This window comes from Acidovorax sp. FG48 (assembly GCF_057809085.1).
In genome coordinates this window covers 13649-33701 of record NZ_JBMDJH010000031.1, presented here as the reverse complement: position 1 = coordinate 33701, position 20053 = coordinate 13649, and the positions used below count along the sequence as shown (strand labels likewise).

Below are 20053 nucleotides of genomic sequence, written 5' to 3'. Positions count from 1 at the left end.
CCCCCCCCCCCCAACGCCGCAGACCGCCCGGCAAGGCACTTGCCCGAAGGGTTGGGGCGAAATCGGGCGATTGGACGCCTCGACTGCTTGCGTGGGCACGAGCCCATGCGGCGCATCCGAAGCATCCACTCATCCCGATTGCGCCCCAACGCGGCCCCGAAAAGATCGCAAACACGTTCTTACTTCATCAAGCCGAATCAGCCTGGGCAGGGCGCCCATGTGTGCAACTGCGGCTATGTGGTGTCACCGGCTGCGCAGGGGCAGGGCGTGGCGTCGTTGATGTGCGAGCACTCGCAGCAGCAGGCTGTGGCCATGGGCTTTCGGGCCATGCAGTTCAACCTGGTGGTGGCCAGCAATGTGCGCGCCGTGCGGCTGTGGCAGCGCCTGGGCTTTGCGATCGTGGGCACGCTGCCCGGGGCCTTCAGGCACCACACGCTGGGCTATGTCGATGCCCATGTGATGTTCAAGACGCTGGTGGCCTGAGCCGGTTGCCCAAGCAAAAAGGGCTCCCAAGTGGGAGCCCTTTCAGAGTCCGGGGTCTAGGCCAGCAACCGTTCGAGGCTACCACCGGGGAAGCTCTGCGTTCTTACATCGCGCTGATTTCGCCCGATGGGATCTTGCCGGTGCGCACAGCTTCAGCAGCCTGGGCACGCACGGCAGCGCGGTCGGCGGTGGACTTGTAAGTCACCACACGCGAACCAGCGGGTTCGATGCTGCGTGTTTGAGCCACGGTAGCGGCTTCGGCTTGCACTTCAGCGCGGGTGCGGTTGGTTTCGAACTTGGTAGCGAATTGCGAAGCATCGGCTTCGTCAGCCTGGGCACCAAAAGAAGCGAAAGCAGCGATAGCGGCGATGGAGAGGAAACGTGCGGTGTTGTTCATGATGAAAATCCTTGAAAGTTAAAAAGCGTCTCAAAAAAGCCGGGTCAAAAACCATTCCTGAACCGGGTTCGGTGAGTCGCCTTGCGGGTTCGGCTCATCGATGGGTTGAACTGTACGCCGATGGTCTTCGGAGAAAAACTACGCAGTCGCAAACTGACTGTTCCAGTTTTGGAAACAGTGACACGTACGAAGCGCGCCTCTGTGCGGAATTTGCTCTGGGCTACTCAGCGCTAAGGCAGGCATCCCGGGCCCGCAATGCACATACCCAATTGATGGATCTAGGTATAAATCCTGAGATTCTGGCGAAATTTAGTATGTGTATGGCTTTTCAAAGTATCAACTGAGCATCAGAGCATCGGTATCGTTCAGTCCATCAATGCCGCGATCCGACTGGCGTTGAATGGCAGATCCATACCAACTACGCAGGAGACGTTCCGATGCCCCGTTCCACCCGTCCACACACCCGCCTGGCCCTGGCCGTTGCTGCCCTGGCGGCATCGCTGTGCGGCGCCGCTGCGCACGCGCAGACCGAACTCGTGATTGCCACCGTGAACAACGGCCACATGATCGAGATGCAAAAGCTCAGCAAGAACTTCGAGCAGGCCAACCCCGACATCAAGCTCAAGTGGGTGACGTTGGAAGAGGGCGTGCTGCGCCAGCGCGTGACAACCGACATCGCCACCAAGGGCGGCCAGTTTGACGTGATGACCATCGGCATGTACGAGGCGCCCATCTGGGGCAAGAAGGGCTGGCTGCAGGAGCTGAAAACCGACGCCGCCTACGACGTGGACGACCTGCTGCCCGCCGTGCGCAACGGCCTGTCCATCGACGGCAAGCTGTTTGCCGCGCCCTTCTATGGCGAAAGCTCGATGCTGATGTATCGCAAGGACCTGGCCGACAAGGCCGGCGTGCAGGTGCCCGAGCGCCCCACCTGGCCACAGATCAAGGACCTGGCCGCCAAGATCCACGATCCCAAGAACGGCGTGTATGGCATCTGCCTGCGCGGCAAGCCGGGCTGGGGCGACAACATGGCCTTTTTGACCACGCTGGTCAACACCTTTGGCGGCCAGTGGTTTGACATGCAGTGGAAGCCGCAGCTCGAATCCAAGCCCTGGAAGGATGCGATCACCTTCTACGTAGACCTGCTCAAGAACTACGGCCCGCCCGGCTCGTCGGCCAACAGCTTCAACGAGATCCTGGCGCTGACCAACTCCGGCAAGTGCGGCATGTGGGTGGATGCGACCATCGCCGCGTCGTTCGTGGCCGACCCCAAGCAGTCCAAGGTGGCCGACCAGATGGCCTTTGCCCAGGCGCCCACCATGAACACTCCCAAGGGCGCCAACTGGCTGTGGTCGTGGAATCTGGCGATCCCCGCAGGGTCCAAGAAGGTGGAAGCCGCGCAGAAGTTCATCACCTGGTCCACCAGCAAGGACTACATCCAACTGGTCGCCAAGACCAACGGCTGGGCCAACGTGCCCACCGGCACGCGCAAGAGCACCTACGCCTCGCCGGAATTCCAGAAGGCCGCGCGTTTTGCCGCCGCAGAGAAGACCGCCATCGACTCGGCCAACCCCACGGATTCGACCTTGCCAAAGAGCCCGTATGTGGGTGTGCAGTTCGCGGCGATTCCTGAGTTCCAGGCCATCGGCATCGCGGTGGGGCAGCAGATGAGTGCAGCCCTGGCAGGCAAGACAACGGTGGACGCCGCGCTAAAGGCCGGCCAGGTGGCGGCTGACCGCGAAATGAAGAAGGCCGGCTACTACAAATAGGCAAGCACCCATTGGGCTACTGCGCGGCCCGATCTGGGGGGGCGGTGTTCCTCGCCGTACGGGAGTACGACTGCGGTACAGCACCCCCACCTCGGGCCGCTCGCTACGCCCACAGGGCGCTTGCCTCACTGCGCTGTGTAAGTCTGTATCGGAATTCCCATGAACCGCCGCCTGCTCCCCCGCCTGCTGCTCACACCAGCCATGGCCACGCTCTTCCTTTGGATGATCGTGCCGCTGGTGATGACGATCTACTTCTCGCTCATCCGCTACAACCTGATGCAGCCGGACCAGACCGGTTTTGCCGGTTTGGAGAACTTTGAGTATTTCGTCACCGACCCTTCGTTTGGCACGGCAGTGGTCAACACGCTGCTGCTGCTGGGCAGCGTGATCCTCATCACGGTGGTGGCTGGCATTGCGATTGCGCTGCTGATCAACGAGCCGTTTGCGGGCCGGGGCATCGTGCGGGTGCTGCTGATTTCGCCGTTTTTTGTCATGCCCACGGTGAACGCGTTGATGTGGAAGAACATGATGATGAACCCCATCTACGGCGTGCTCGCCCAAGTGTGGATGTTCTTCGGCGCGCAGCCGGTCGATTGGCTCACCGACTACCCGCTGTTCTCCGTCATCGTGATGGTGTCATGGCAATGGCTGCCCTTTGCCACGCTGATCTTCATGACCTCGCTGCAGAGCATGAACCACGAGCAGCTCGAAGCCTCGCGCATGGACGGCGCCAACTACCTGCAGCAGCTGCGCTACCTGTACGTGCCGCATCTGGCGCGCTCGGTGGCGGTGGTGGTGATGATCGAGCTGATCTTTTTGCTCAGCATCTTTGCCGAGATCTACACCACCACGGCCGGCGGGCCGGGCGATGCCAGCACCAACGTCACCTTTTTGATCTTCAAGCAGGCACTGCTCAACTTCGATGCCGGCGTGGCCTCGGCCGGGGCGCTGTTTGCGGTGGTGCTGGCCAATATCGCGGCGGTGTTTTTGATCCGCATGGTTGGCAAAAACCTCGACAAGTAGCAAAGGCGCACTCCATGACGACTCGACGCCGTTCGAAATTCCCGCTGGGGCTGCTGGCCCTGCGCACCGCCGTGGCCTGGGCCGTGGCCTTGCTGCTGGTGTTTCCGCTGGCCTGGCTGTTTCTCACTGCCTTCAAGACAGAACTTCAGGCCATTGCTGTGCCGCCGCAGTTTGTCTTCACGCCCACGCTGGAGAACTTCCACGAAGTGCAGGAGCGCAGCGACTACCTGCTCTACGCCAAGAACTCGGTCATCACCAGCGTGCTGTCCACCGTGCTGGGGCTCGTGCTCGCTGCACCCGCTGCGTATGCCATGGCCTTCTTCAAAGGCAAGTACACCAAGGACATCCTGATGTGGATGCTTTCGACCAAGATGATGCCCGCCGTGGGTGCGCTGGTGCCCATCTACGTGCTGGCGCAAAAGAGCCACCTGCTCGATACACAGCTCGCGCTCATCATCGTGTTTGCACTGTCCAACCTGCCCATCATGGTCTGGATGCTGTACTCGCACTTCAAGGACATCCCGCGCGAGATTCTGGAAGCCGCGCGCATGGACGGTGCGACGTTGTGGCAAGAGGTGCGCCTGGTGTTGCTGCCGCTGGGCATGGGTGGGCTCGCATCCACCGGCCTCTTGTGCCTGGTGCTGTCATGGAACGAGGCGTTCTGGAGCCTGAACCTGAGCGCCGCCAAGGCCGGCACGCTGGCCACGCTGATCGCCTCGTACTCCAGTCCCGAGGGCCTGTTCTGGGCCAAGTTATCTGCGGCATCGCTGATGGCCATCGCGCCCATAGTGGTGTTTGGCTGGTTCAGCCAGAAGCAGCTCGTCCAAGGTCTTACGTTCGGCGCGGTCAAGTAAAGCGCAGCGTTCATCTCCCCAGTTTTCAAGCATTCAGGAACCCGATTCCATGGCCTACCTTCAACTGCGCGGCATCGAGAAATTCTTTGGCGAGCACCGCGCCATCAAGGGCATCGACCTCTCCATCCAGAAGGGCGAGTTCATCGTCTTCGTCGGCCCCTCGGGCTGCGGCAAGTCCACGCTGCTGCGGCTGATCGCGGGGCTCGAAAACATTGACGGCGGCACGCTGATGCTGGACGGCCGCGACATCACCGACCAGCCCTCCAGCAAGCGCGACCTGGCCATGGTGTTCCAGAGCTATGCGCTGTACCCGCACATGAGCGTGTACGAGAACATGAGCTTTGCGCTCAAGCTCGCCAAGGTCGACAAGCAGGTGATCGACGAGAAGGTGCAGAACGCTGCGCGCATCCTCAACCTCACGCAGTACCTGCAGCGCACGCCCAAGGAGCTGTCGGGCGGTCAGCGCCAGCGCGTGGCCATCGGTCGCGCCATCGTGCGCGCGCCCAAAGTATTCCTGTTCGACGAGCCACTGTCCAACCTCGACGCCGCCCTGCGCGGTCAGACCCGCGTGGAGATCGCCAAGCTGCACCGCGACCTGGGCGCCACCACCATCTATGTGACGCACGACCAGGTCGAGGCCATGACGCTGGCCGACCGTGTGGTGGTGCTGCGCGACGGCATCATCGAGCAGGTGGGCACGCCGCTGGAGCTGTACGACCGGCCCGCCAACCAGTTTGTGGCCCAGTTCATCGGTACGCCGCAGATGAACGTGGTGCCCTTGCCGCAGCTGCCACCGCCCGTGCAACAGCAGGCGCCTGCAGGGGCTGAGGGCGGCGCCATTGGCCTGCGCCCGGAGAACATCACCGTGCGCAACACCGGCGCTACGCCAGTGACAGGCCAGGTGGACCTGGTGGAAGCGCTGGGCGCTGAAACCCTGATCTACGTGAGCACCCCCGGCGGAGCGCAGTTTGTGGCCCGCCAGAACGACCGCACTGGCCTGCGCGCGGGCGATGCGGTGAGCCTGGATATCGACGCCTCGCAAGCCCACTGGTTCGACCCCCAAGGCCGCGTGGTGGCCCGCCAAGCTGCATGACGGTCATGAGCCTCCAAGACCCACTCCAAGGCAAGGTGGCAGCCATCACTGGCGCGGCCTCTGGCATCGGGTTTGCCAGCGCCCAGGCCATGGCCAATGCGGGCGCACGCGTGGTGCTGATCGACCGCGATGAGGCCGCGCTGGCCAAGGCCTGTGCGGCCATTGGCGAACGCGCTTCGCCGCTGGTGCTCGATCTGCTGGATGCCAGGCAGTGCGCCAGCCTGCTGCAGCGCACGCTGGACATCGCGGGCCCGCTCGACATCTTCCATGCCAATGCGGGGCTGTATGTGGGCGGTGATCTCGTCGATGCCGACTCTGACGCCATCGATCGCATGCTCAACCTGAACGTCAACGTGGTGATGAAGAACGTGCACAACGTGCTGCCCCACATGATCGAGCGCGGCACGGGCGACATCATCGTCACCAGCTCGCTGGCCGCGCATTTCCCCACGCCGTGGGAGCCCGTCTATGCATCGTCCAAGTGGGCGATCAACTGCTTTGTGCAGACCGTGCGCCGCCAGGTGTTCAAGCACGGCATCCGCGTGGGTTCCATCTCGCCCGGGCCCGTCATCACCTCGCTGCTGGCCGACTGGCCTGCCGAAAAGCTGGCTGAAGCCAAGGCCAGCGGCAGCCTGATCGAGGCCTCTGAAGTGGCCGAGGTGGTGCTGTTCATGCTCACCCGCCCACGCGGCATGACCATCCGCGACGTCGTGATGATGCCCACGAATTTTGATCTCTAGAAACCCGCTGTCACGCACTATGAATTTCATCCTGCACCTGGGCCTGGGCTCGTTCCACCGCGCGCACCAGGCTGTCTATGTCCACGCATTGCGCCAGCAGGGCACCACCGATGACCGCAATTGGGCCATCGCGGGCGGCAACCTGCGCCCCGACATGGCCGACACCATCGCTGCCCTGCAGGCGCAGGGTGGCCGCTACACGCTGGAGACGGTCACACCCCAGGGCGAGCGCAGTTACGCCGTGATCGAGTCCATTCAGCGCGTGATTCCTTACCAGGACGATCTGGCCCCGCTGATTGCCATGGGTGCCGACCCCGCCACACGCATCATCAGCTTCACGGTGACCGAGGCAGGCTACTACCTCGACGCGCACAACCAGCTCGACTGGCCCACCTTTGCCGACCTGCGCGCAGACCTCGCGGCAGTCAAGGCCGGGGAGGCAGGCCACACCATTTACGGCGGCCTGGTCAGCATCCTGCGCGCGCGCATGGCGGCTGGTGCGGGCCCCGTGACGCTGATGAACTGCGACAACCTGCGACACAACGGCGAGCGCTCGCGCAGCGGGCTGCTGCAGTTCATCGACGCGCTGGGCGATGCGCCACTGAAAACCTGGGTGGAGCAGAACACCACGAGTCCCAACGCCATGGTGGACCGCATCACCCCGCGCCCCACGCCCGATGTGGGCGAGCGGGTGAGGGCTGCCACAGGCTGGGACGACAAGGCAGCGCTCATGGGCGAGAGCTTCATCCAGTGGGTCATCGAAGACGACTTCATAGCCGGCCGCCCCGCGTGGGAGACAGTGGGCGTCGAGATGGTGCAGTCGGTGCAGGCGCACGAAGAGGCCAAGATCCGCCTGCTCAACGCCACCCACAGCTGCATTGCCTGGGCGGGCACGCTGGCGGGCTACCAGTACATCCACGAAGGCACGCACGATGCCGCCATCCGCCAGATGGCCTACGACTACGTGACCGACGACGCGATCCCCGTGCTGCTGCCGTGCCCCATCGACCTGGAGCGCTACCGCGACGTGGTGCTGGACCGCTTCGGTAACCCCGCCATTGCCGACACCAACCAGCGCGTGGCCATGGACGCGTTCTCCAAGATCCCCGGCATGATTGCGCCCACCATCCGCGACAAGCTGGCGCGCAAGGCGTCGTTTGACAGCGTCGCCATGCTGCCCGCACTGTTCCTGGCCTACCTGCAGCGCTGGCATGCGGGGCAGATCCCCTACATCTACCAGGACCAGGCCATGGACCCGGCCGTGGCCCACGCCATCTGCGATGCCGCTAACCCCGTGGCGGCCTTTGCAGCCGATACAACCTTGTGGGGCGAGATGGCCGGCCACCCCCGACTCGTAGACGCGTTGCGCAAAGCGTATGCCCGCGTGCTGGCCTTTGTGGCGCAGCGGACAGGCGCCTGATGCTGGTGTAACTTCGGCCCACCCACTGCCATGACCGTGAAAACGCCCACCGCCCCGCGCCAGACCAAGCCCGAGCTGGAGCACGACTATGTGCGCTCGCCCGCGCTGGGCTACGAGCCGCCCGAGACGGCGGGGTTCATCCGCTGTCTGTCGCACGGTTTTCCCACGCCGCTGGCGCGCTGGCACTACCACGACGAGTACGAGCTGCACCTCATCACCGCCACGTCAGGCAAGGTGTTTGTGGGCGACTGGATCGGGCAGTTCCAGCCCGGCCAACTGGTGCTGACCGGTCCGCGCCTGCCGCACAACTGGATCAGCATGGACCTGCCCGAAGGCGGTGTGCCGCTGCGCGACCTGGTGATCCAGTTCTCGCACGCGCCGCTGGTCGCCAGCAGCGAAAGCATTCCTGAGCTGCGCGAGGTGCTGCCCCTGCTCGAGCGCGCACGCCACGGCATCGAATTCTTCGGCATGGAGGCGCAGGCGCAAGAGCACTGGCACCGCATCAAGGCGCGCCAAGGCCTGGCACGGTTTGGCGCGTTCTGTGAGTTCCTGAGCGACCTGGCCCGCTGCACCGACTTTCGCCTGCTGTCGAGCACGCAGCTGCAAAGCGAGGACGACGACACTCAGCTCGACCAGATCAACGCCATCGTGAGCCGCATCACCGACCACCTGGCCGAGCCGCTGTCGGCGGCCGACCTGGCGCAGGAGCTGGGCATGACAGAGAGCCGCTTCTCCCGCTTCTTCCGCCGGGCCACGGGCAACACCTTCACCGACTTTGTGAACCTGGTGCGCGTGAACCGCGCGTGCCAACTGCTGATGGAGACCGAGCGCTACATCACGCACATCGCGTATGACGTTGGCTTCAACAACATGGCCAACTTCAACCGCCGCTTTCTGGACATCAAGGGCATGACGCCCAGCGAGTACCGCAAGCAGGGTGCGGGAAGGTTTGGCAAAACGTCCTGAGCCCCGCAGGGACGGCCTCATTGATGAGGTGTACCCGGTCGTTCTCTCAAGGCATGCAGCCGTCAGACGCATTGCGCAGGGCGCTGTCTTTCACTGTGAATCACTGACATCGGTCATTCCCCATGTACCTCGGAATCGATTTAGGCACCTCGGGTGTCAAGCTCCTGCTGCTGGACGATGCGCACACTGTGGTCGCTACGGCAGATGCCGCCGTGCCCCAGCACCGCCCCCATCCCACCTGGAGCGAGCAGCACCCTGCAGACTGGTGGGCGGCGGTGGAAGCCGCCGTGGCGCAGCTGCGCGCACAGGTGCCTGCTGCGTGGGCGCAGGTACGGGGCATCGGCCTCTCGGGCCACATGCATGGCGCCGTGGTGCTGGACGCGCAAGGCCAAGTGCTGCGCCCGGCCATCCTTTGGAACGACGGCCGGGCCAGTGACGAATGTGTAGAGCTGGAAAAGTCGGTACCCACGTCCCGCCAGATCACCGGCAACCTCGCCATGCCCGGCTTCACCGCGCCCAAGTTGCTGTGGCTTCGAACGCACGAGCCCGTCGTGTTTGACCAGATCCGCACTGTGCTGCTGCCTAAGGACTGGCTGCGCCTGCAGCTCACCGGTGATGCGGTGAGTGACATGTCTGACGCATCGGGCACCCTGTGGCTGGATGTGCAGGCCCGCACCTGGAGCCCGGCCATGCTGCAGGCCTGCGGACTCGATACATCGCACATGCCCGCGCTGGCCGAGGGCAGTGCGCCCACGGGCACGCTGCGCAGCGATGTGGCACGCCGCTGGGGGCTTGGTGGCATTGTCGTCGTGGCTGCAGGCGCGGGCGACAACGCTGCTAGTGCTGTGGGTGTGGGCGCCCGCACTGCGGGGCAGGGCTTTGTGTCGCTGGGCACTTCGGGCGTGGTCTTTCGTGTGACGGATGCCTTTGCACCCGCCACCGAGCGTGCCGTGCACGCCTTTGCCCACGCGCTGCCGCAGCGCTGGCACCACATGGCGGTCATGCTCAGCGCGGCCAGTGCGTTTGGCTGGGTCACGCGGCTCACAGGGCGCAGCGACGAGGCGCAACTGTCGGACGCCGTGGGCACCCTCGGCACCACCCGCCAGGCGCAGGCACCGCTGTTTTTGCCCTACCTGAGCGGCGAGCGCACGCCGCACAACAATGCGGCTGCCACCGGCGTTTTCATGGGCCTGCGCGCCGAGCACGAAGCTGCCGACCTGGCCTATGCGGTGATGGAAGGTGTGGGCTTTGGCTTGCTGGATGGCCTCAATGCCATGCGTGCCGCCGGGGCCAGGCAGGGCAGGGCATCAAGTGATGTTGGCGCAGCCCTGGCACTGGTTGGTGGCGGTGCCCGCAGCAACCCCTGGGCGCAGTTGCTGGCCAGCGCGTTGTGCACTCCACTGCAACGCCCGCAGGGTGCACACGCTGCGGCCGCCTTGGGCGCCGCGCGCCTGGCGGCGATGGCCTGCGGGGGGGACGAAGCCCACTGGTGCCAACCCTTGCCCGCTGACGCCACCTTCGTGCCACAGCCTGCGCAGCAAGCCCTGCTGGCCGAACGCTATGCCCGCTTTGTCGCGCTGTACCCCGCGCTGCAATCGCAGTTCTGATCTGCTGCCTAACAAGCCACCATGACTTCTGCACCCAACACCTCTACCGCCACGACGCCTATCCACGCCGCCATCGCCGGCGAGGCCCTCATCGACCTCATCCGCCGCCCTGATGGCAGCTACCTGCCGTGTCTGGGCGGCGCGCTCTACAACCTGTGCCGCGCGCTGGCCCGGCAAGGAGTTGGCACGCAGTACCTCAACCCCTTGTCGCGCGACCGCTTTGGCCGCGAGCTGGCGGCGCAGCTGGTGGCCGACGGCGTGGTGCTGGCCCAGCCTGAGCCTGTGCAGCAAGTCACGTCCCTGGCCGTGGTCAACCTCGATGCGCAAGGCCACCCCGACTACGCCTTCTACCGCGAAGGCGTGGCAGACCGTGCCGTGTCCGCCGCAGGCCTGGGTGACAGCTGCGCCGCCTTGCCCGCACTGCAGCTGGTCTGCACCGGCGCGCTGGCACTCGACGCGCGCGACACGGCCATCTACCTGCCGTGGCTGGCCGCCCAGCGCGCCGCAGGCCGCTGCGCGGTGGTCGATGCCAACCTGCGCCCCTCCGTCATGCCCGACCTGCCAGCCTACCGCTCCGCGGTGCACGCCGCACTGGCCCATGCACACATCATCAAGGCCAGCGACGAAGACCTGGAGCATCTGGCCGTGCCGGGTGGGGATGCCTTGGCCCGCGCCCAGCACCTGCTCGCCGCCAACCCGCAGGCGCACCTGCTGGCGCTGACGCTGGGCGCGGAAGGCGCATGGCTGCTGCACCGCAACGGCGCGCGGTGTTTTGCCAAAGAGGCCCATCCGCTGCAGGTGGTGGATACCGTGGGCGCGGGTGACAGCTTTCTGGCTGGGTTGCTGGCGCATTTGCTGAGGCAGTCGCAGGCCGCTGGGGTTGCGAGTTTTGCGCAGTTTGTGGACGGGCTGACGGCCGACGCCTGCCTGCAGGCGCTGCGCCATGCGCTGGCCAGCGCCAGCCTGTGTGTGATGGAGCAGGGCTGCGTGCCGCCGGGCTGGGCGGCTGCACGCGCATGGAGCGAGCAGCATCCCGCCGCCCAAGACCCGCACTGACAGGGGGCTTGTGCCCGCACCCCTGGGAGCGGCATGTCTATGATCAAGCATCGTCAATTCGCCGGGGATGCCCATGACTGATCTTGTGGTTGCGGTGTTGTGGTCGGCAGTGGATGTGCTGCTGATAGCCACCGGCGCACTGCTGGTGCGTGCGCTCAGCCTCGGGCGCTGGCGCACGGAAGATGCGCGCAACAGGGAAGCCCGCATGTTTGCTCCCGCCGGGGCGTTGTCGTTTCGGCGCGATGGTCAACGCGTGGTGACTGCGACCGGGGTGTACATCGCCGGATCCGCGTTTTATGCCGTGGTGGCGGTGTTGCTGGTTGGTCTGTCGCGGGCCGCATCGGCATGACGCCCGCCGACGCTGCCGCCGAAACCCTTTGCGTCATGCCTGTGGGGGCAGATGCGGCCGAGGCTGCCTGTGCGGTCACCCGCCAGTCCATCACCCACTGCTGCGTGCTCGACCATGCCAATGACGCTGCCATCCTGACAGCCTGGCTGGCCAACAAGACGCCCGAGAACCTGGCCGCGTGGATGGCCGCGCCGGGTGCTGCAGCGTGGGGCGCATACCGGGGCGAAACGATGGTGGGCTTTGCGCTGCGGGCGCAGGCCACGCTGGCGCTGTGCTACGTGGTGCCGGATGCCTTGCACCGGGGGGTAGGGCGGGCCTTGCTGCAGAACATCGAAGCCCATGCCCGCGAGGCGGGGCTCGCAACGCTGGACCTGGAGAGCACGCGCACGGCAGAGCCCTTTTACCGTCGCCACGGCTATGTGCCGCATGGCGTAGCGCAAACGTGGGCCGGGCTACAGGCGCAGCCCATGCGCAAGGTGTTGTGACGTCACCTTGTGTGCGGCGGCGCCAACCCTCGGGTCACGGGCGAGTTAGCGATCTATATAGCAAAAAGAGCCTCTGGCGCTCAATCTGTATGCGCTAGTAGCTCTCAATTTAATAGCAATTGGTGCCCTCACCCCCGACGCACCTCACACGTCGGTACGCACCCGGTGGCCCTGGTTGTCGTTCATTTCCAGAATCCACCACTGGGCCCCCGTGTTCTTGTCGATGAAGCGCATGTGCGAGGCGATATTGGCCAGCATTTGGCTCTCGAGGTGGAGCAGGCTCTGCACGTAGTCCACCAGGTCGTCAGCCGCGTGGGTGAACTCAAAGCCATCGTGGTCAAACTCGAACACCTGGCCGGCGCACTCGCCATCGGTCGCCATCAGGATGTAGTTGCCTGAATGCGGCGTTTCGCCAATCACCAGGCAGTGCGCAATCCAGTCGGGCAGGATCTCTTCGCGTTCTTCGTCACTCAGATGTTCCGTCCAGCCCTCAAACGCCTCCTGCAATGTGGGCCATTCAGCGGGCGGGGCGATGTAGCGGGCCGCATCGCCGGTGTTGGCGTCGTGGTACAGCAAAACGCCGCCCATCGTGGCGTAGAACGCTGGCAACTGGCCCACGTCGGGCAGTGGCGCATCCAGCGCTGCAGGCGGCTGGATGTGGTGCTGGAAGTTCACCGTTTTGGTTTCTTGCCGCTTGTTGATGCGCTCGCAGAGGAAGGTGCCGGTGTGTTCGGCAATGGCGCGGTGCAGGTCGGGCAGGGTCATCGCAGGTCCTTGGGGCAGCGGTCAGAGTTCTTGGGCGTACACGATGAAGCCGTGGTGCTTGGCCAGCTTGTCGTACAGCTGGCGCCCGGCGGTGTTGCTCTCATGGGTTTGCCAGTACACGCGCGACGACTTTGCGGCGCGCGCTGAGTCGTACACCGCTTCGATCAGCGCCCGCCCTACACCCCGGCCGCGCGCGGCCTCGCGGGTGAACAGGTCGCTCAGGTAGCACACGGGTTCGATGCGCGTCATGCTGCGGTGGAATACATAGTGCGTGAGGCCCAGCAGCTCGCCGCTGGCATCGTTTTGTGCCACCAGGCAGAACATGGGCTCTGCCGCGTCATGAAAGCGCTGCCAGGTGGTTTGCGTGATGTGCTCTGGCAGCGCGGTGGCACCAAAGCGGCCGTAGAACGCGTTGTAGCGGTCCCAGAGTGGGCGCCAGGCGGCGTAGTCTTCGGGTTGAACCGGGCGCACGGTGATGGCTGCGGTCATGAAGCAGCTTTCTGTGGGTTTACTGCAGCACGCGCTTGGGGTTCATGATGCCCTGCGGGTCGAGCGCCTGCTTGATGGCGCGCATCATGGAGAGCGCCACGGGCGATTGGTACTTGGCGAGCTTGTCGGCCTTGAGTTCGCCGATGCCATGCTCGGCCGAGAATGAGCCGCCAAACTGGGCCACGGCCTCGTACACGAGGTGGTTCACATGCGCCTCGTACTCGCGCAGGAAGGCCTTGGGGTCGCCTTCTGCCGGTGCCTGCACGTTGTAGTGCAGGTTGCCATCGCCCAGGTGGCCGAAGTTGACCAGGCGCACGCCCGGGATCTCGCGCTGCAGCACCGCATCGGTGTGCGCCACAAAGGCGGGGATGCGCGAGATCTGCACCGAGATGTCGTGCTTGATGTTCAGACCCTCTTCGGCCTGGGCGAGGGGAATGCTCTCGCGGATGTGCCACAGCTGGTGCGCCTGGGTGAGGTTCTCGGCCACCACGGCGTCGGTCACGCAGCCCATTTCAAACGCGGTTTCCAGCAGCGACTCGAATCGAGCGCGGGCGTGCTCTTCGGATTCGCTGTCGGAGTTTTCGAGCAGCACACACCACGGCGCGTTGTCGTCGCCCAGAAACGGCACGCGCAGCTGCGGCATGTGTTTGCCCACCAGGCTCAGCGCAAACTGGCCCATCACCTCAAAGCCCGTGAGGCCCGCGCCCAGCTGCTTGTGTGCCAGACCCAGCAAAGCCACAGCGTGTTCCATCGAAGGCACAGCCGCCCACGCGGTGAGGTTGGCGGCGGGCTGGGGGTAGAGCTTCATCGTCGCGGCGGTGATGATGCCCAGCGTGCCTTCGCTGCCGATGAACAGGTCGCGCAGGTCGTAGCCCGTGTTGTCCTTGCGCAGGCCTTTGAGGCCGTCCCACACCTCGCCCTGGGGCGTGACCACTTCGAGGCCCAGGCACAGGTCGCGCGCGTTGCCGTAGCGCACCACCTGCGTGCCACCCGCGTTGGTGCCCAGGTTGCCGCCGATGGTGCAGCTGCCTTCGGCTGCGAGGCTCAGGGGGAAGAGCACGCCAGCCTTCTCGGCCTCGTCCTGCAGGTTTTGCAGGATGCAGCCCGCTTCCACGGTCATGGTCAGGTTGTCGGTGTCCACGCTGCGCACCGCGTTCATGCGCGTGAGGCTCAGCACGATCTGTGTGCCGCTGTCATCGGGCGTGGAGCCCACGGCCAGTCCGGTGTTGCCGCCCTGGGGCACGATGGCGGTGCCCGCTGCCGCGCAGGCCTTGACCACGGCGGCCACCTCTTGCGTGTTGGCGGGGCGCACCACGGCCAGGGCCTTGCCGCGCACGCGGCGGCGCCAGTCCTGCTCCCAGGCGGTCAGGTCGCCTTCGTGGAGCACATGTGCGGGGCCGACGATGGTGCGCAGGGTGTCGAGCAGGGTGGTCATGGGTGAAACGACGGGTTCAGTGGGTGGATCGGGTAGCGGAGGACTGCGCCAGGGGCATCAGGGGGCGGGTGCAGCCGAGCTGGCTTCTGCCGCCGCCGCGGCGGCCTTGGCGTTGCGCTGGCGCACGCGCACATGCAGGGTGCAGGCGGTGAACAGCACGAGGCACAGGGCCACTTCGCCCCAGGCCAGCCACTGCGATGGCGGCTTGTCGCCCCAGCCACGCACCACGCCTTCGGTGAAATACAGCCAGATCACCAGGCTGACCCAGCGGTAGGTGTACATGCGGTTCTTCAGGATGCCCGCCATCGGGATGCACAGCGGCAGCGCCTTGATGGCCAGCCACGAGCCGCCAGGCCGTACCGGGGCCAGCACCAGCTCCCAGGCCAGGCACAGAACAATCAGGGCGAGCAGGCTGCCGGTGGCAAGCCAGCGCGTGGCGGCAACACCGCTGTCGGACGGTGGGAGAGAGTTGGCGGGGGAGGCAGTCATTGGGGTGGCATCATATCGGCCATGCCTCTTTCCCTACAGACAGTCGGCTCGCGCACTGAGGCGCTGATCAATGAACTGTCGCACTTCCCCTGGAAGACCACGGCCCAGACGCTGCGTGAGCGCTTCCGCGAGGACCATCTGGGCCTCACGGCCAGCAGCCTGACCTTCACCACCATCCTGGCGCTGGTGCCGTTTTTTACCGTGGCGCTGGCGGTGTTCACCGCATTTCCCATCTTCGGCAAGCTGCAGGATGCGCTGCAGGGCTGGCTGGTCAGTAGCCTGGTGCCCGACAGCATCTCGCGGCAGGTGCTGGGCTACCTCACGCAGTTTGCGGCCAAGGCAAGCAGCCTGGGGGTGGCGGGGTTCAGCATCCTGCTGGCCACGGCGCTGGCGTTGATCCTGACCATCGACCGCACGCTCAACGACATCTGGCGCGTGCAGCGTCTGCGTCCGCTGGGGCAGCGGGTGCTGATCTACTGGGCGGCCATCACGCTGGGCCCGCTGCTGATGGGGGCGAGCCTGGCGCTCACGTCTTATGTGATGTCGGCCTCGGGCGGGCTGGTCAAGCGCCTGCCAGATGGCGTGCAGCTGCTGTTCGACTCGATCCAGTTTGTGGTGCTGGCGGGCGGCATGGCGTCGCTGTACCACTATGTGCCCAACACGCCGGTGAAATGGCGGCACGCCTGGACGGGCGGCTTTTTTGTCGCGGTGTGCATCGAGCTGGCCAAGAAGGTGCTGGCGGTGTACCTGGGCAAGGTGCCCACCTACTCGGTGGTGTACGGCGCGTTTGCCACGCTGCCCATCTTGCTGGTGTGGATCTATGTGGCCTGGGTCATTGTGCTGTTGGGTGCGGTGGTCACTGCCTACCTGCCCAGCCTGCTGGCGGGCGTGGCGCGGCGTGGCACTGTGGCGGGCTGGACGTTTCAGCTAGCGGTGGAGGTGCTGCAGGCGCTGCACCGCGCGCGCCAGCAGCCCGCCAAAGGCCTGCGCCCCAGCCAGCTGGCCCAGCTGTTGCGGGTGGATGGATTGCAACTGCAGCCGGTGCTGGAAGCCCTGACCGCGCTGGACTGGGTGGGGCAGGTGAGCGATGCCGCCGTGAGTGCGGCCGACGTGCCCGAGTCCCGCTACGTGTTGCTGGCCGACCCTGAAAGCACCTTGCTGGCGCCCCTGGTGCAGCGCTTGCTGCTGCAGCGGGTGGACAGCCTGGGACCGCTGTGGGCCAACGCGAAGCTGGAAACCTTGCGCATGGCGGATGTGCTGCAGGCGCGTTGAGCGGAGCGGGTGGGCGCCTTCAAACAGCAGTCGGTTGCTATATAAGTAATAGCTAGTCAGGCATGCTGCACTAACGCTTCCGGCCTCTGGGGCCTCAAATCAGCTCACAGGGGCACTTTGCCCGTCCAGATGTCCTTGTACATGACCCAGTCGCCCATGAAGCTGTAGAGCGGGCGTTTGAAACTCGCGGGCTTGTTCTTCTCAAAGCCGAAGTGCCCCACCCAGGCAAAGCCGTAGCCGCAGAGCAGGCCATACAGCAGGTACTGCGGTTTGCCCGTGGCCACCAGCATGGCCAGGCAGACCAGGGTGAGCGTGGAACCCACAAAGTGCAGGCGGCGGCACGTGCGGTTGCTGTGCTCGCTCAGGTAGAACGGGTAGAAGTCCGCAAAGCTTTTGAAGGCCCGAGGGTCGGTGGCGGGCGCGGGTTGCGAGGTGGCAGTCTGGGTGGTCATGGCGTTGTCTCCGGGCGGCGTTGGGGCTCTGCCCGCGTTATACGCCGTGGCCCCGGTGCGCACCAGCGGGGCAGTGCGGGTGTGCTGTCGCCAACGGGTCTGCCGCTTTGAACAGGTTCTGAAAGCCCCGGCGGGCCTGCCAGCGCGCCGGGGTTTGGGAGTCACCGGGCCAGGAAGTCCCGGATGGCGGCCAGTGTCTCTTCAGGCGCCTCGGTCATCTGGTTGTGGCCCACGGGCAGGTGAGCGATCTGCACCTGCTTGCCCGCCGCCTGGGCGGCCTTGACGAGGCCTTGTGCCGCCTTGGGCGCCGTCATCTGGTCCTGGCTGCCCAGCGCAAACAGCACGGGGCAGGTGAGGGCTGCCATTGCCGCTTCGCCGCCCGCGTAGCTGTCGCAGGCCACAAAACCCCGGTGGAACACATTGACCTGCGGGTTGCTACGCAGCACCTTGCGCCCCAGCGCCATGCCCGCGCCAAACACCCAGGTGCCAGGCCCCAGGGCCGACGGGGGCGCAGACAGCGTGCTGCGCGAGAACACATTGACCATGCGCATCGCCTTCTCCGGGTCAGTCTGCGAGGCCTCGATGAGCGCGGGCGACACCTTCATCGGGAACGCCGTGCCCACCAGCACCAGATGGCTGATGCGGTCCCTGAGCCGCGCGGCGGCTTCCATGGCAATGAGCGAACCCCAGCTGTGGCCCACCAGTGCCGCGCGCTGCACGCCTGCTGCATCGAGCAGCGCGCCGATGAAGTCCGCCCCTTGCTCCACCGTGGCAGGCGCATCGCCGCCACTGCGGCAGTGGCCGGGCAGGTCGAGGGCCAGCACATTCCAGCCGTGGTTGGCCATGTAGCGGCTTTGCAGGGCCCACACGCTGTGGTCGTTAAGCACGCCATGGATGAACACCACCGTGGGTTTGGCGGCGTCAAACGCTTTGCCACCGGTGTAGCAGTAGGTGGCGGCGCCGTTGACTTGGATGTACATGGTCAGGCCCCCGCTTTCTCGGCAGCTTTTAGCGCGCGTTTCAGGTCGTCGATGAGGTCGTCGGCATCTTCGAGGCCGATGGACAGGCGGATCGTGCCCTGGCTGATGCCCGCACCCGCCAGCGCGTCGTCGCTCATGCGGAAGTGCGTGGTGCTGGCCGGGTGGATCACCAGGCTGCGGCAGTCGCCCACGTTGGCCAGGTGGCTGAAGACCTTGAGGGTTTCGATGAACTTCTTGCCCTGCTCGCGGTTGCCCTTGAGGTCAAAGCTGAACACCGAGCCCGCGCCGCGTGGCAGCAGCTTTTGCGCCAAGGCGTGGCTGGGGTGAGACTCAAGCAAGGGGTGGCCCACGCGCGACACAAACGGCTGCGCGGCCAGAAACTCCACCACCTTCTCGGTGTTGCGCATGTGCTGCGCCATGCGCAGCGGCAGGGTCTCGATGCCTTGCAGAATGAGCCAGGCGGTGTGCGGGCTCATGCAGGCGCCAAAGTCGCGCAGGCCCTCGCGCCGCGCGCGCAGCAGAAAGGCGCCCACGGTGCTCTCTTCAGTGAACACCATGTTGTGAAAGCCATCGTAGGGCTGGGTCAGCTCGGCAAACTTGCCGGCGGATTTGGGGCCGTCCCAGTCAAAGCTGCCGCCATCCACCACGATGCCGCCCACGACGGTGCCGTGGCCCGAGAGGAACTTGGTGGCCGAGTGGTAGACCAGATCGGCGCCGTGTTCAAACGGCTTGATGAGCCAGGGCGAGGTGAGGGTGGAGTCCACCAGCAGCGGTACGCCCGCCTCGTGCGCGATGGACGACACGGTGGGGATGTCCAGCACATCCAAGCCGGGGTTGCCCACGGTCTCGCCAAAGAACAGCTTGGTGTTGGGGCGCACCGCAGCGCGCCAGCCGTCGATGTCGCCGGGCTTGACGAAAGTGGTCTCGATACCGAAGCGCGACAGCGTGTAGTGCAGCAGATTCTGCGATCCGCCATACAGCGCCGTGCTGGCCACAATGTGGCTGCCCGCGCCCATCAGCGTGGCAATCGCCAGGTGCAGTGCGGCCTGGCCGCTGGCGGTGGCAATGGCGCCAACGCCGCCTTCCAGGGCGGCCACGCGCTGCTCCAGCACCGCGTTGGTGGGGTTGCTGATGCGGCTGTACACATGGCCGCCGCGCTCCAGGTTGAAGAGGGACGCTGCGTGGTCGCTCGACTCGAAGACGAACGAGGTGGTCAGGTGGATCGGCACGGCGCGCGCGCCGGTGGCGGGGTCGGGGCTGGCGCCTGCGTGCAGCGCCAGCGTGTCAAAGCCGGGGTCGGAGTAACCGGGCATCTGTGTGTCTCCCATGTTGTCAATGCAGGCGGGCATTGTGGGCTATATTTGCTGACAAACAGCCTGCAGCACCTGGGCAGCCCCAGCCGGTGTGCTGGTTGCTGCGGGCCCACACCTACTCTTTCCGATTCTTCCCGATCCCCCGGAGACTCCGCACCATGAAAGTCAGCGACATCCTTCGCGTCAAAGGCAACACCCTGTACACCGCATCGCCGGACGAGCCGCTGGCGGGTGCCGTGAGCCTGATGGCCGAGCGCGACATCGGCTCGCTGGTGGTGATGGAGCATGGCGATCTGGTGGGCATGCTCACCTTCCGCGAAGTGATCCAGGCGCTGGTCAAGAACGGCGGCAGCGTGGGCACGATGCTGGTGCGCACGGCCATGGACGATGCACCCCTGACCTGTACGCTCGAAACCGACATGGACGAAGTGCGCCGCATGATGCTGGACCGCCACGCGCGCTACATGCCCGTGATGGACCGCCGCATGCTGATGGGCGTGATCAGCTTCTATGACGTGGCCAAGGCTGTGGTGGACAGCCAGAACTTCGAGAACAAGATGCTCAAGGCCTACATCCGCGACTGGCCGGAAGAAGAACCCCGCACCTGAGTTTCTGA

The 20053-nt window shown here is 65.3% G+C and carries 21 protein-coding genes and 1 pseudogene; 14 read left to right on the top strand and 8 right to left on the bottom strand.

The genetic code is table 11. From position 1 onward, the window contains the following. Positions 1 to 177: 177 nt before the first annotated feature. Positions 178 to 483, top strand: a pseudogene (locus ACODSU_RS24305) (GNAT family N-acetyltransferase); the annotation flags it as partial. A gap of 103 nt (positions 484 to 586) precedes the next feature. Here ACODSU_RS24305 and ACODSU_RS24300 read toward each other — a convergent pair. After that, positions 587 to 880 (bottom strand): DUF4148 domain-containing protein, encoded by a 294-nt coding sequence (locus ACODSU_RS24300; protein ID WP_110959105.1) that lies wholly within the window; start codon positions 878 to 880, stop codon positions 587 to 589. A gap of 437 nt (positions 881 to 1317) precedes the next feature. Between ACODSU_RS24300 and ACODSU_RS24295 the strand changes: the two genes are divergently transcribed. The 11 genes from ACODSU_RS24295 (at position 1318) to ACODSU_RS24245 (ending at position 12242) form a co-directional block, all read left to right on the top strand. Further along, on the top strand, positions 1318 to 2649 hold the full coding sequence (locus tag ACODSU_RS24295; RefSeq protein WP_488845468.1) for an ABC transporter substrate-binding protein: 1332 nt from the start codon (positions 1318 to 1320) through the stop codon (positions 2647 to 2649). Positions 2650 to 2808: 159 nt separating this feature from the next. Then, positions 2809 to 3672: a carbohydrate ABC transporter permease gene (locus tag ACODSU_RS24290; protein ID WP_488845466.1), complete on the top strand. Its 864-nt coding sequence runs from the start codon at positions 2809 to 2811 to the stop codon at positions 3670 to 3672. A 14-nt stretch (positions 3673 to 3686) separates the two neighbouring features. Beyond that, on the top strand, positions 3687 to 4526 hold the full coding sequence (locus ACODSU_RS24285; RefSeq protein ID WP_488845464.1) for a carbohydrate ABC transporter permease: 840 nt from the start codon (positions 3687 to 3689) through the stop codon (positions 4524 to 4526). 49 nt (positions 4527 to 4575) lie between these two features. Beyond that, positions 4576 to 5619, top strand: coding sequence for an ABC transporter ATP-binding protein (locus ACODSU_RS24280; RefSeq protein WP_108625858.1), 1044 nt, complete (start codon positions 4576 to 4578; stop codon positions 5617 to 5619). A 5-nt stretch (positions 5620 to 5624) separates the two neighbouring features. Then, positions 5625 to 6359: an SDR family oxidoreductase gene (locus ACODSU_RS24275; protein ID WP_488845461.1), complete on the top strand. Its 735-nt coding sequence runs from the start codon at positions 5625 to 5627 to the stop codon at positions 6357 to 6359. Positions 6360 to 6378: 19 nt separating this feature from the next. Beyond that, entirely contained in the window at positions 6379 to 7779 is a 1401-nt protein-coding gene (dalD, locus tag ACODSU_RS24270; protein ID WP_488845459.1) for a D-arabinitol 4-dehydrogenase, read from the top strand. Between the two features lie 30 nt (positions 7780 to 7809). Then, positions 7810 to 8745 (top strand): AraC family transcriptional regulator, encoded by a 936-nt coding sequence (locus ACODSU_RS24265; protein ID WP_291445812.1) that lies wholly within the window; start codon positions 7810 to 7812, stop codon positions 8743 to 8745. 122 nt (positions 8746 to 8867) lie between these two features. After that, positions 8868 to 10352, top strand: coding sequence for a xylulokinase (xylB, locus tag ACODSU_RS24260; protein WP_488845457.1), 1485 nt, complete (start codon positions 8868 to 8870; stop codon positions 10350 to 10352). A 21-nt stretch (positions 10353 to 10373) separates the two neighbouring features. Then, on the top strand, positions 10374 to 11408 hold the full coding sequence (locus tag ACODSU_RS24255; RefSeq protein WP_488845456.1) for a PfkB family carbohydrate kinase: 1035 nt from the start codon (positions 10374 to 10376) through the stop codon (positions 11406 to 11408). Positions 11409 to 11481: 73 nt separating this feature from the next. Then, the gene (locus ACODSU_RS24250; RefSeq protein ID WP_488845454.1) at positions 11482 to 11757 is read left to right on the top strand and encodes a hypothetical protein; all 276 of its coding nucleotides are present in this window, start codon (positions 11482 to 11484) and stop codon (positions 11755 to 11757) included. Further along, a complete protein-coding gene (locus ACODSU_RS24245; protein ID WP_488845453.1) occupies positions 11754 to 12242 on the top strand; it encodes a GNAT family N-acetyltransferase in 489 nt (162 codons plus the stop codon). The genes ACODSU_RS24250 and ACODSU_RS24245 overlap by 4 nt, the downstream gene beginning before the upstream one ends. 144 nt (positions 12243 to 12386) lie before the next feature. Here the strand turns inward: ACODSU_RS24245 and ACODSU_RS24240 are convergent, their stop codons facing one another. The 4 genes from ACODSU_RS24240 to ACODSU_RS24225 are packed head-to-tail and all read right to left on the bottom strand — an operon-like array spanning position 12387 to position 15420. Further along, positions 12387 to 13007 (bottom strand): SMI1/KNR4 family protein, encoded by a 621-nt coding sequence (locus tag ACODSU_RS24240; protein WP_488845451.1) that lies wholly within the window; start codon positions 13005 to 13007, stop codon positions 12387 to 12389. Positions 13008 to 13028: 21 nt separating this feature from the next. Then, entirely contained in the window at positions 13029 to 13496 is a 468-nt protein-coding gene (locus ACODSU_RS24235; protein WP_488845449.1) for a GNAT family N-acetyltransferase, read from the bottom strand. 19 nt (positions 13497 to 13515) lie between these two features. Further along, positions 13516 to 14931, bottom strand: coding sequence for an FAD-binding oxidoreductase (locus tag ACODSU_RS24230; RefSeq protein ID WP_488845447.1), 1416 nt, complete (start codon positions 14929 to 14931; stop codon positions 13516 to 13518). 57 nt (positions 14932 to 14988) lie between these two features. Beyond that, entirely contained in the window at positions 14989 to 15420 is a 432-nt protein-coding gene (locus ACODSU_RS24225; RefSeq protein ID WP_488845445.1) for a DUF2069 domain-containing protein, read from the bottom strand. Positions 15421 to 15441: 21 nt separating this feature from the next. Between ACODSU_RS24225 and ACODSU_RS24220 the strand changes: the two genes are divergently transcribed. Continuing rightward, positions 15442 to 16692: a YihY family inner membrane protein gene (locus ACODSU_RS24220; protein WP_488806864.1), complete on the top strand. Its 1251-nt coding sequence runs from the start codon at positions 15442 to 15444 to the stop codon at positions 16690 to 16692. A 104-nt stretch (positions 16693 to 16796) separates the two neighbouring features. On the opposite strand, the gene ACODSU_RS24215 is transcribed toward ACODSU_RS24220, so the two are convergent. The 3 genes from ACODSU_RS24215 to ACODSU_RS24205 form a co-directional block, all read right to left on the bottom strand. After that, complete coding sequence (locus tag ACODSU_RS24215; RefSeq protein WP_488845443.1) at positions 16797 to 17144, bottom strand: Mpo1-like protein; 348 nt, start codon at positions 17142 to 17144, stop codon at positions 16797 to 16799. A gap of 161 nt (positions 17145 to 17305) precedes the next feature. Next, positions 17306 to 18124: an alpha/beta fold hydrolase gene (locus tag ACODSU_RS24210; RefSeq protein WP_488845441.1), complete on the bottom strand. Its 819-nt coding sequence runs from the start codon at positions 18122 to 18124 to the stop codon at positions 17306 to 17308. A 2-nt stretch (positions 18125 to 18126) separates the two neighbouring features. Beyond that, positions 18127 to 19437, bottom strand: coding sequence for an O-acetylhomoserine aminocarboxypropyltransferase (locus ACODSU_RS24205; protein WP_488845439.1), 1311 nt, complete (start codon positions 19435 to 19437; stop codon positions 18127 to 18129). A gap of 158 nt (positions 19438 to 19595) precedes the next feature. On the opposite strand from ACODSU_RS24205, the gene ACODSU_RS24200 reads away from it, so the two are divergent. Next, positions 19596 to 20045 carry a CBS domain-containing protein gene (locus tag ACODSU_RS24200; RefSeq protein WP_015013536.1) on the top strand — a complete coding sequence of 150 codons (450 nt, stop codon included), beginning with the start codon at positions 19596 to 19598 and terminating at the stop codon, positions 20043 to 20045. Positions 20046 to 20053: the final 8 nt, after the last annotated feature.

Bases quoted from the DNA above. Each gene is read 5' to 3' on its own strand.
- ACODSU_RS24300 (WP_110959105.1), bottom strand. From the start codon at position 880: ATGAACAACACCGCACGTTTCCTCTCCATCGCCGCTATCGCTGCTTTC.
- ACODSU_RS24295 (WP_488845468.1), top strand. From the start codon at position 1,318: ATGCCCCGTTCCACCCGTCCACACACCCGCCTGGCCCTGGCCGTTGCT.
- ACODSU_RS24290 (WP_488845466.1), top strand. From the start codon at position 2,809: ATGAACCGCCGCCTGCTCCCCCGCCTGCTGCTCACACCAGCCATGGCC.
- ACODSU_RS24285 (WP_488845464.1), top strand. From the start codon at position 3,687: ATGACGACTCGACGCCGTTCGAAATTCCCGCTGGGGCTGCTGGCCCTG.
- ACODSU_RS24280 (WP_108625858.1), top strand. From the start codon at position 4,576: ATGGCCTACCTTCAACTGCGCGGCATCGAGAAATTCTTTGGCGAGCAC.
- ACODSU_RS24275 (WP_488845461.1), top strand. From the start codon at position 5,625: ATGAGCCTCCAAGACCCACTCCAAGGCAAGGTGGCAGCCATCACTGGC.
- dalD (WP_488845459.1), top strand. From the start codon at position 6,379: ATGAATTTCATCCTGCACCTGGGCCTGGGCTCGTTCCACCGCGCGCAC.
- ACODSU_RS24265 (WP_291445812.1), top strand. From the start codon at position 7,810: ATGACCGTGAAAACGCCCACCGCCCCGCGCCAGACCAAGCCCGAGCTG.
- xylB (WP_488845457.1), top strand. From the start codon at position 8,868: ATGTACCTCGGAATCGATTTAGGCACCTCGGGTGTCAAGCTCCTGCTG.
- ACODSU_RS24255 (WP_488845456.1), top strand. From the start codon at position 10,374: ATGACTTCTGCACCCAACACCTCTACCGCCACGACGCCTATCCACGCC.
- ACODSU_RS24250 (WP_488845454.1), top strand. From the start codon at position 11,482: ATGACTGATCTTGTGGTTGCGGTGTTGTGGTCGGCAGTGGATGTGCTG.
- ACODSU_RS24245 (WP_488845453.1), top strand. From the start codon at position 11,754: ATGACGCCCGCCGACGCTGCCGCCGAAACCCTTTGCGTCATGCCTGTG.
- ACODSU_RS24240 (WP_488845451.1), bottom strand. From the start codon at position 13,007: ATGACCCTGCCCGACCTGCACCGCGCCATTGCCGAACACACCGGCACC.
- ACODSU_RS24235 (WP_488845449.1), bottom strand. From the start codon at position 13,496: ATGACCGCAGCCATCACCGTGCGCCCGGTTCAACCCGAAGACTACGCC.
- ACODSU_RS24230 (WP_488845447.1), bottom strand. From the start codon at position 14,931: ATGACCACCCTGCTCGACACCCTGCGCACCATCGTCGGCCCCGCACAT.
- ACODSU_RS24225 (WP_488845445.1), bottom strand. From the start codon at position 15,420: ATGACTGCCTCCCCCGCCAACTCTCTCCCACCGTCCGACAGCGGTGTT.
- ACODSU_RS24220 (WP_488806864.1), top strand. From the start codon at position 15,442: ATGCCTCTTTCCCTACAGACAGTCGGCTCGCGCACTGAGGCGCTGATC.
- ACODSU_RS24215 (WP_488845443.1), bottom strand. From the start codon at position 17,144: ATGACCACCCAGACTGCCACCTCGCAACCCGCGCCCGCCACCGACCCT.
- ACODSU_RS24210 (WP_488845441.1), bottom strand. From the start codon at position 18,124: ATGTACATCCAAGTCAACGGCGCCGCCACCTACTGCTACACCGGTGGC.
- ACODSU_RS24205 (WP_488845439.1), bottom strand. From the start codon at position 19,437: ATGCCCGGTTACTCCGACCCCGGCTTTGACACGCTGGCGCTGCACGCA.
- ACODSU_RS24200 (WP_015013536.1), top strand. From the start codon at position 19,596: ATGAAAGTCAGCGACATCCTTCGCGTCAAAGGCAACACCCTGTACACC.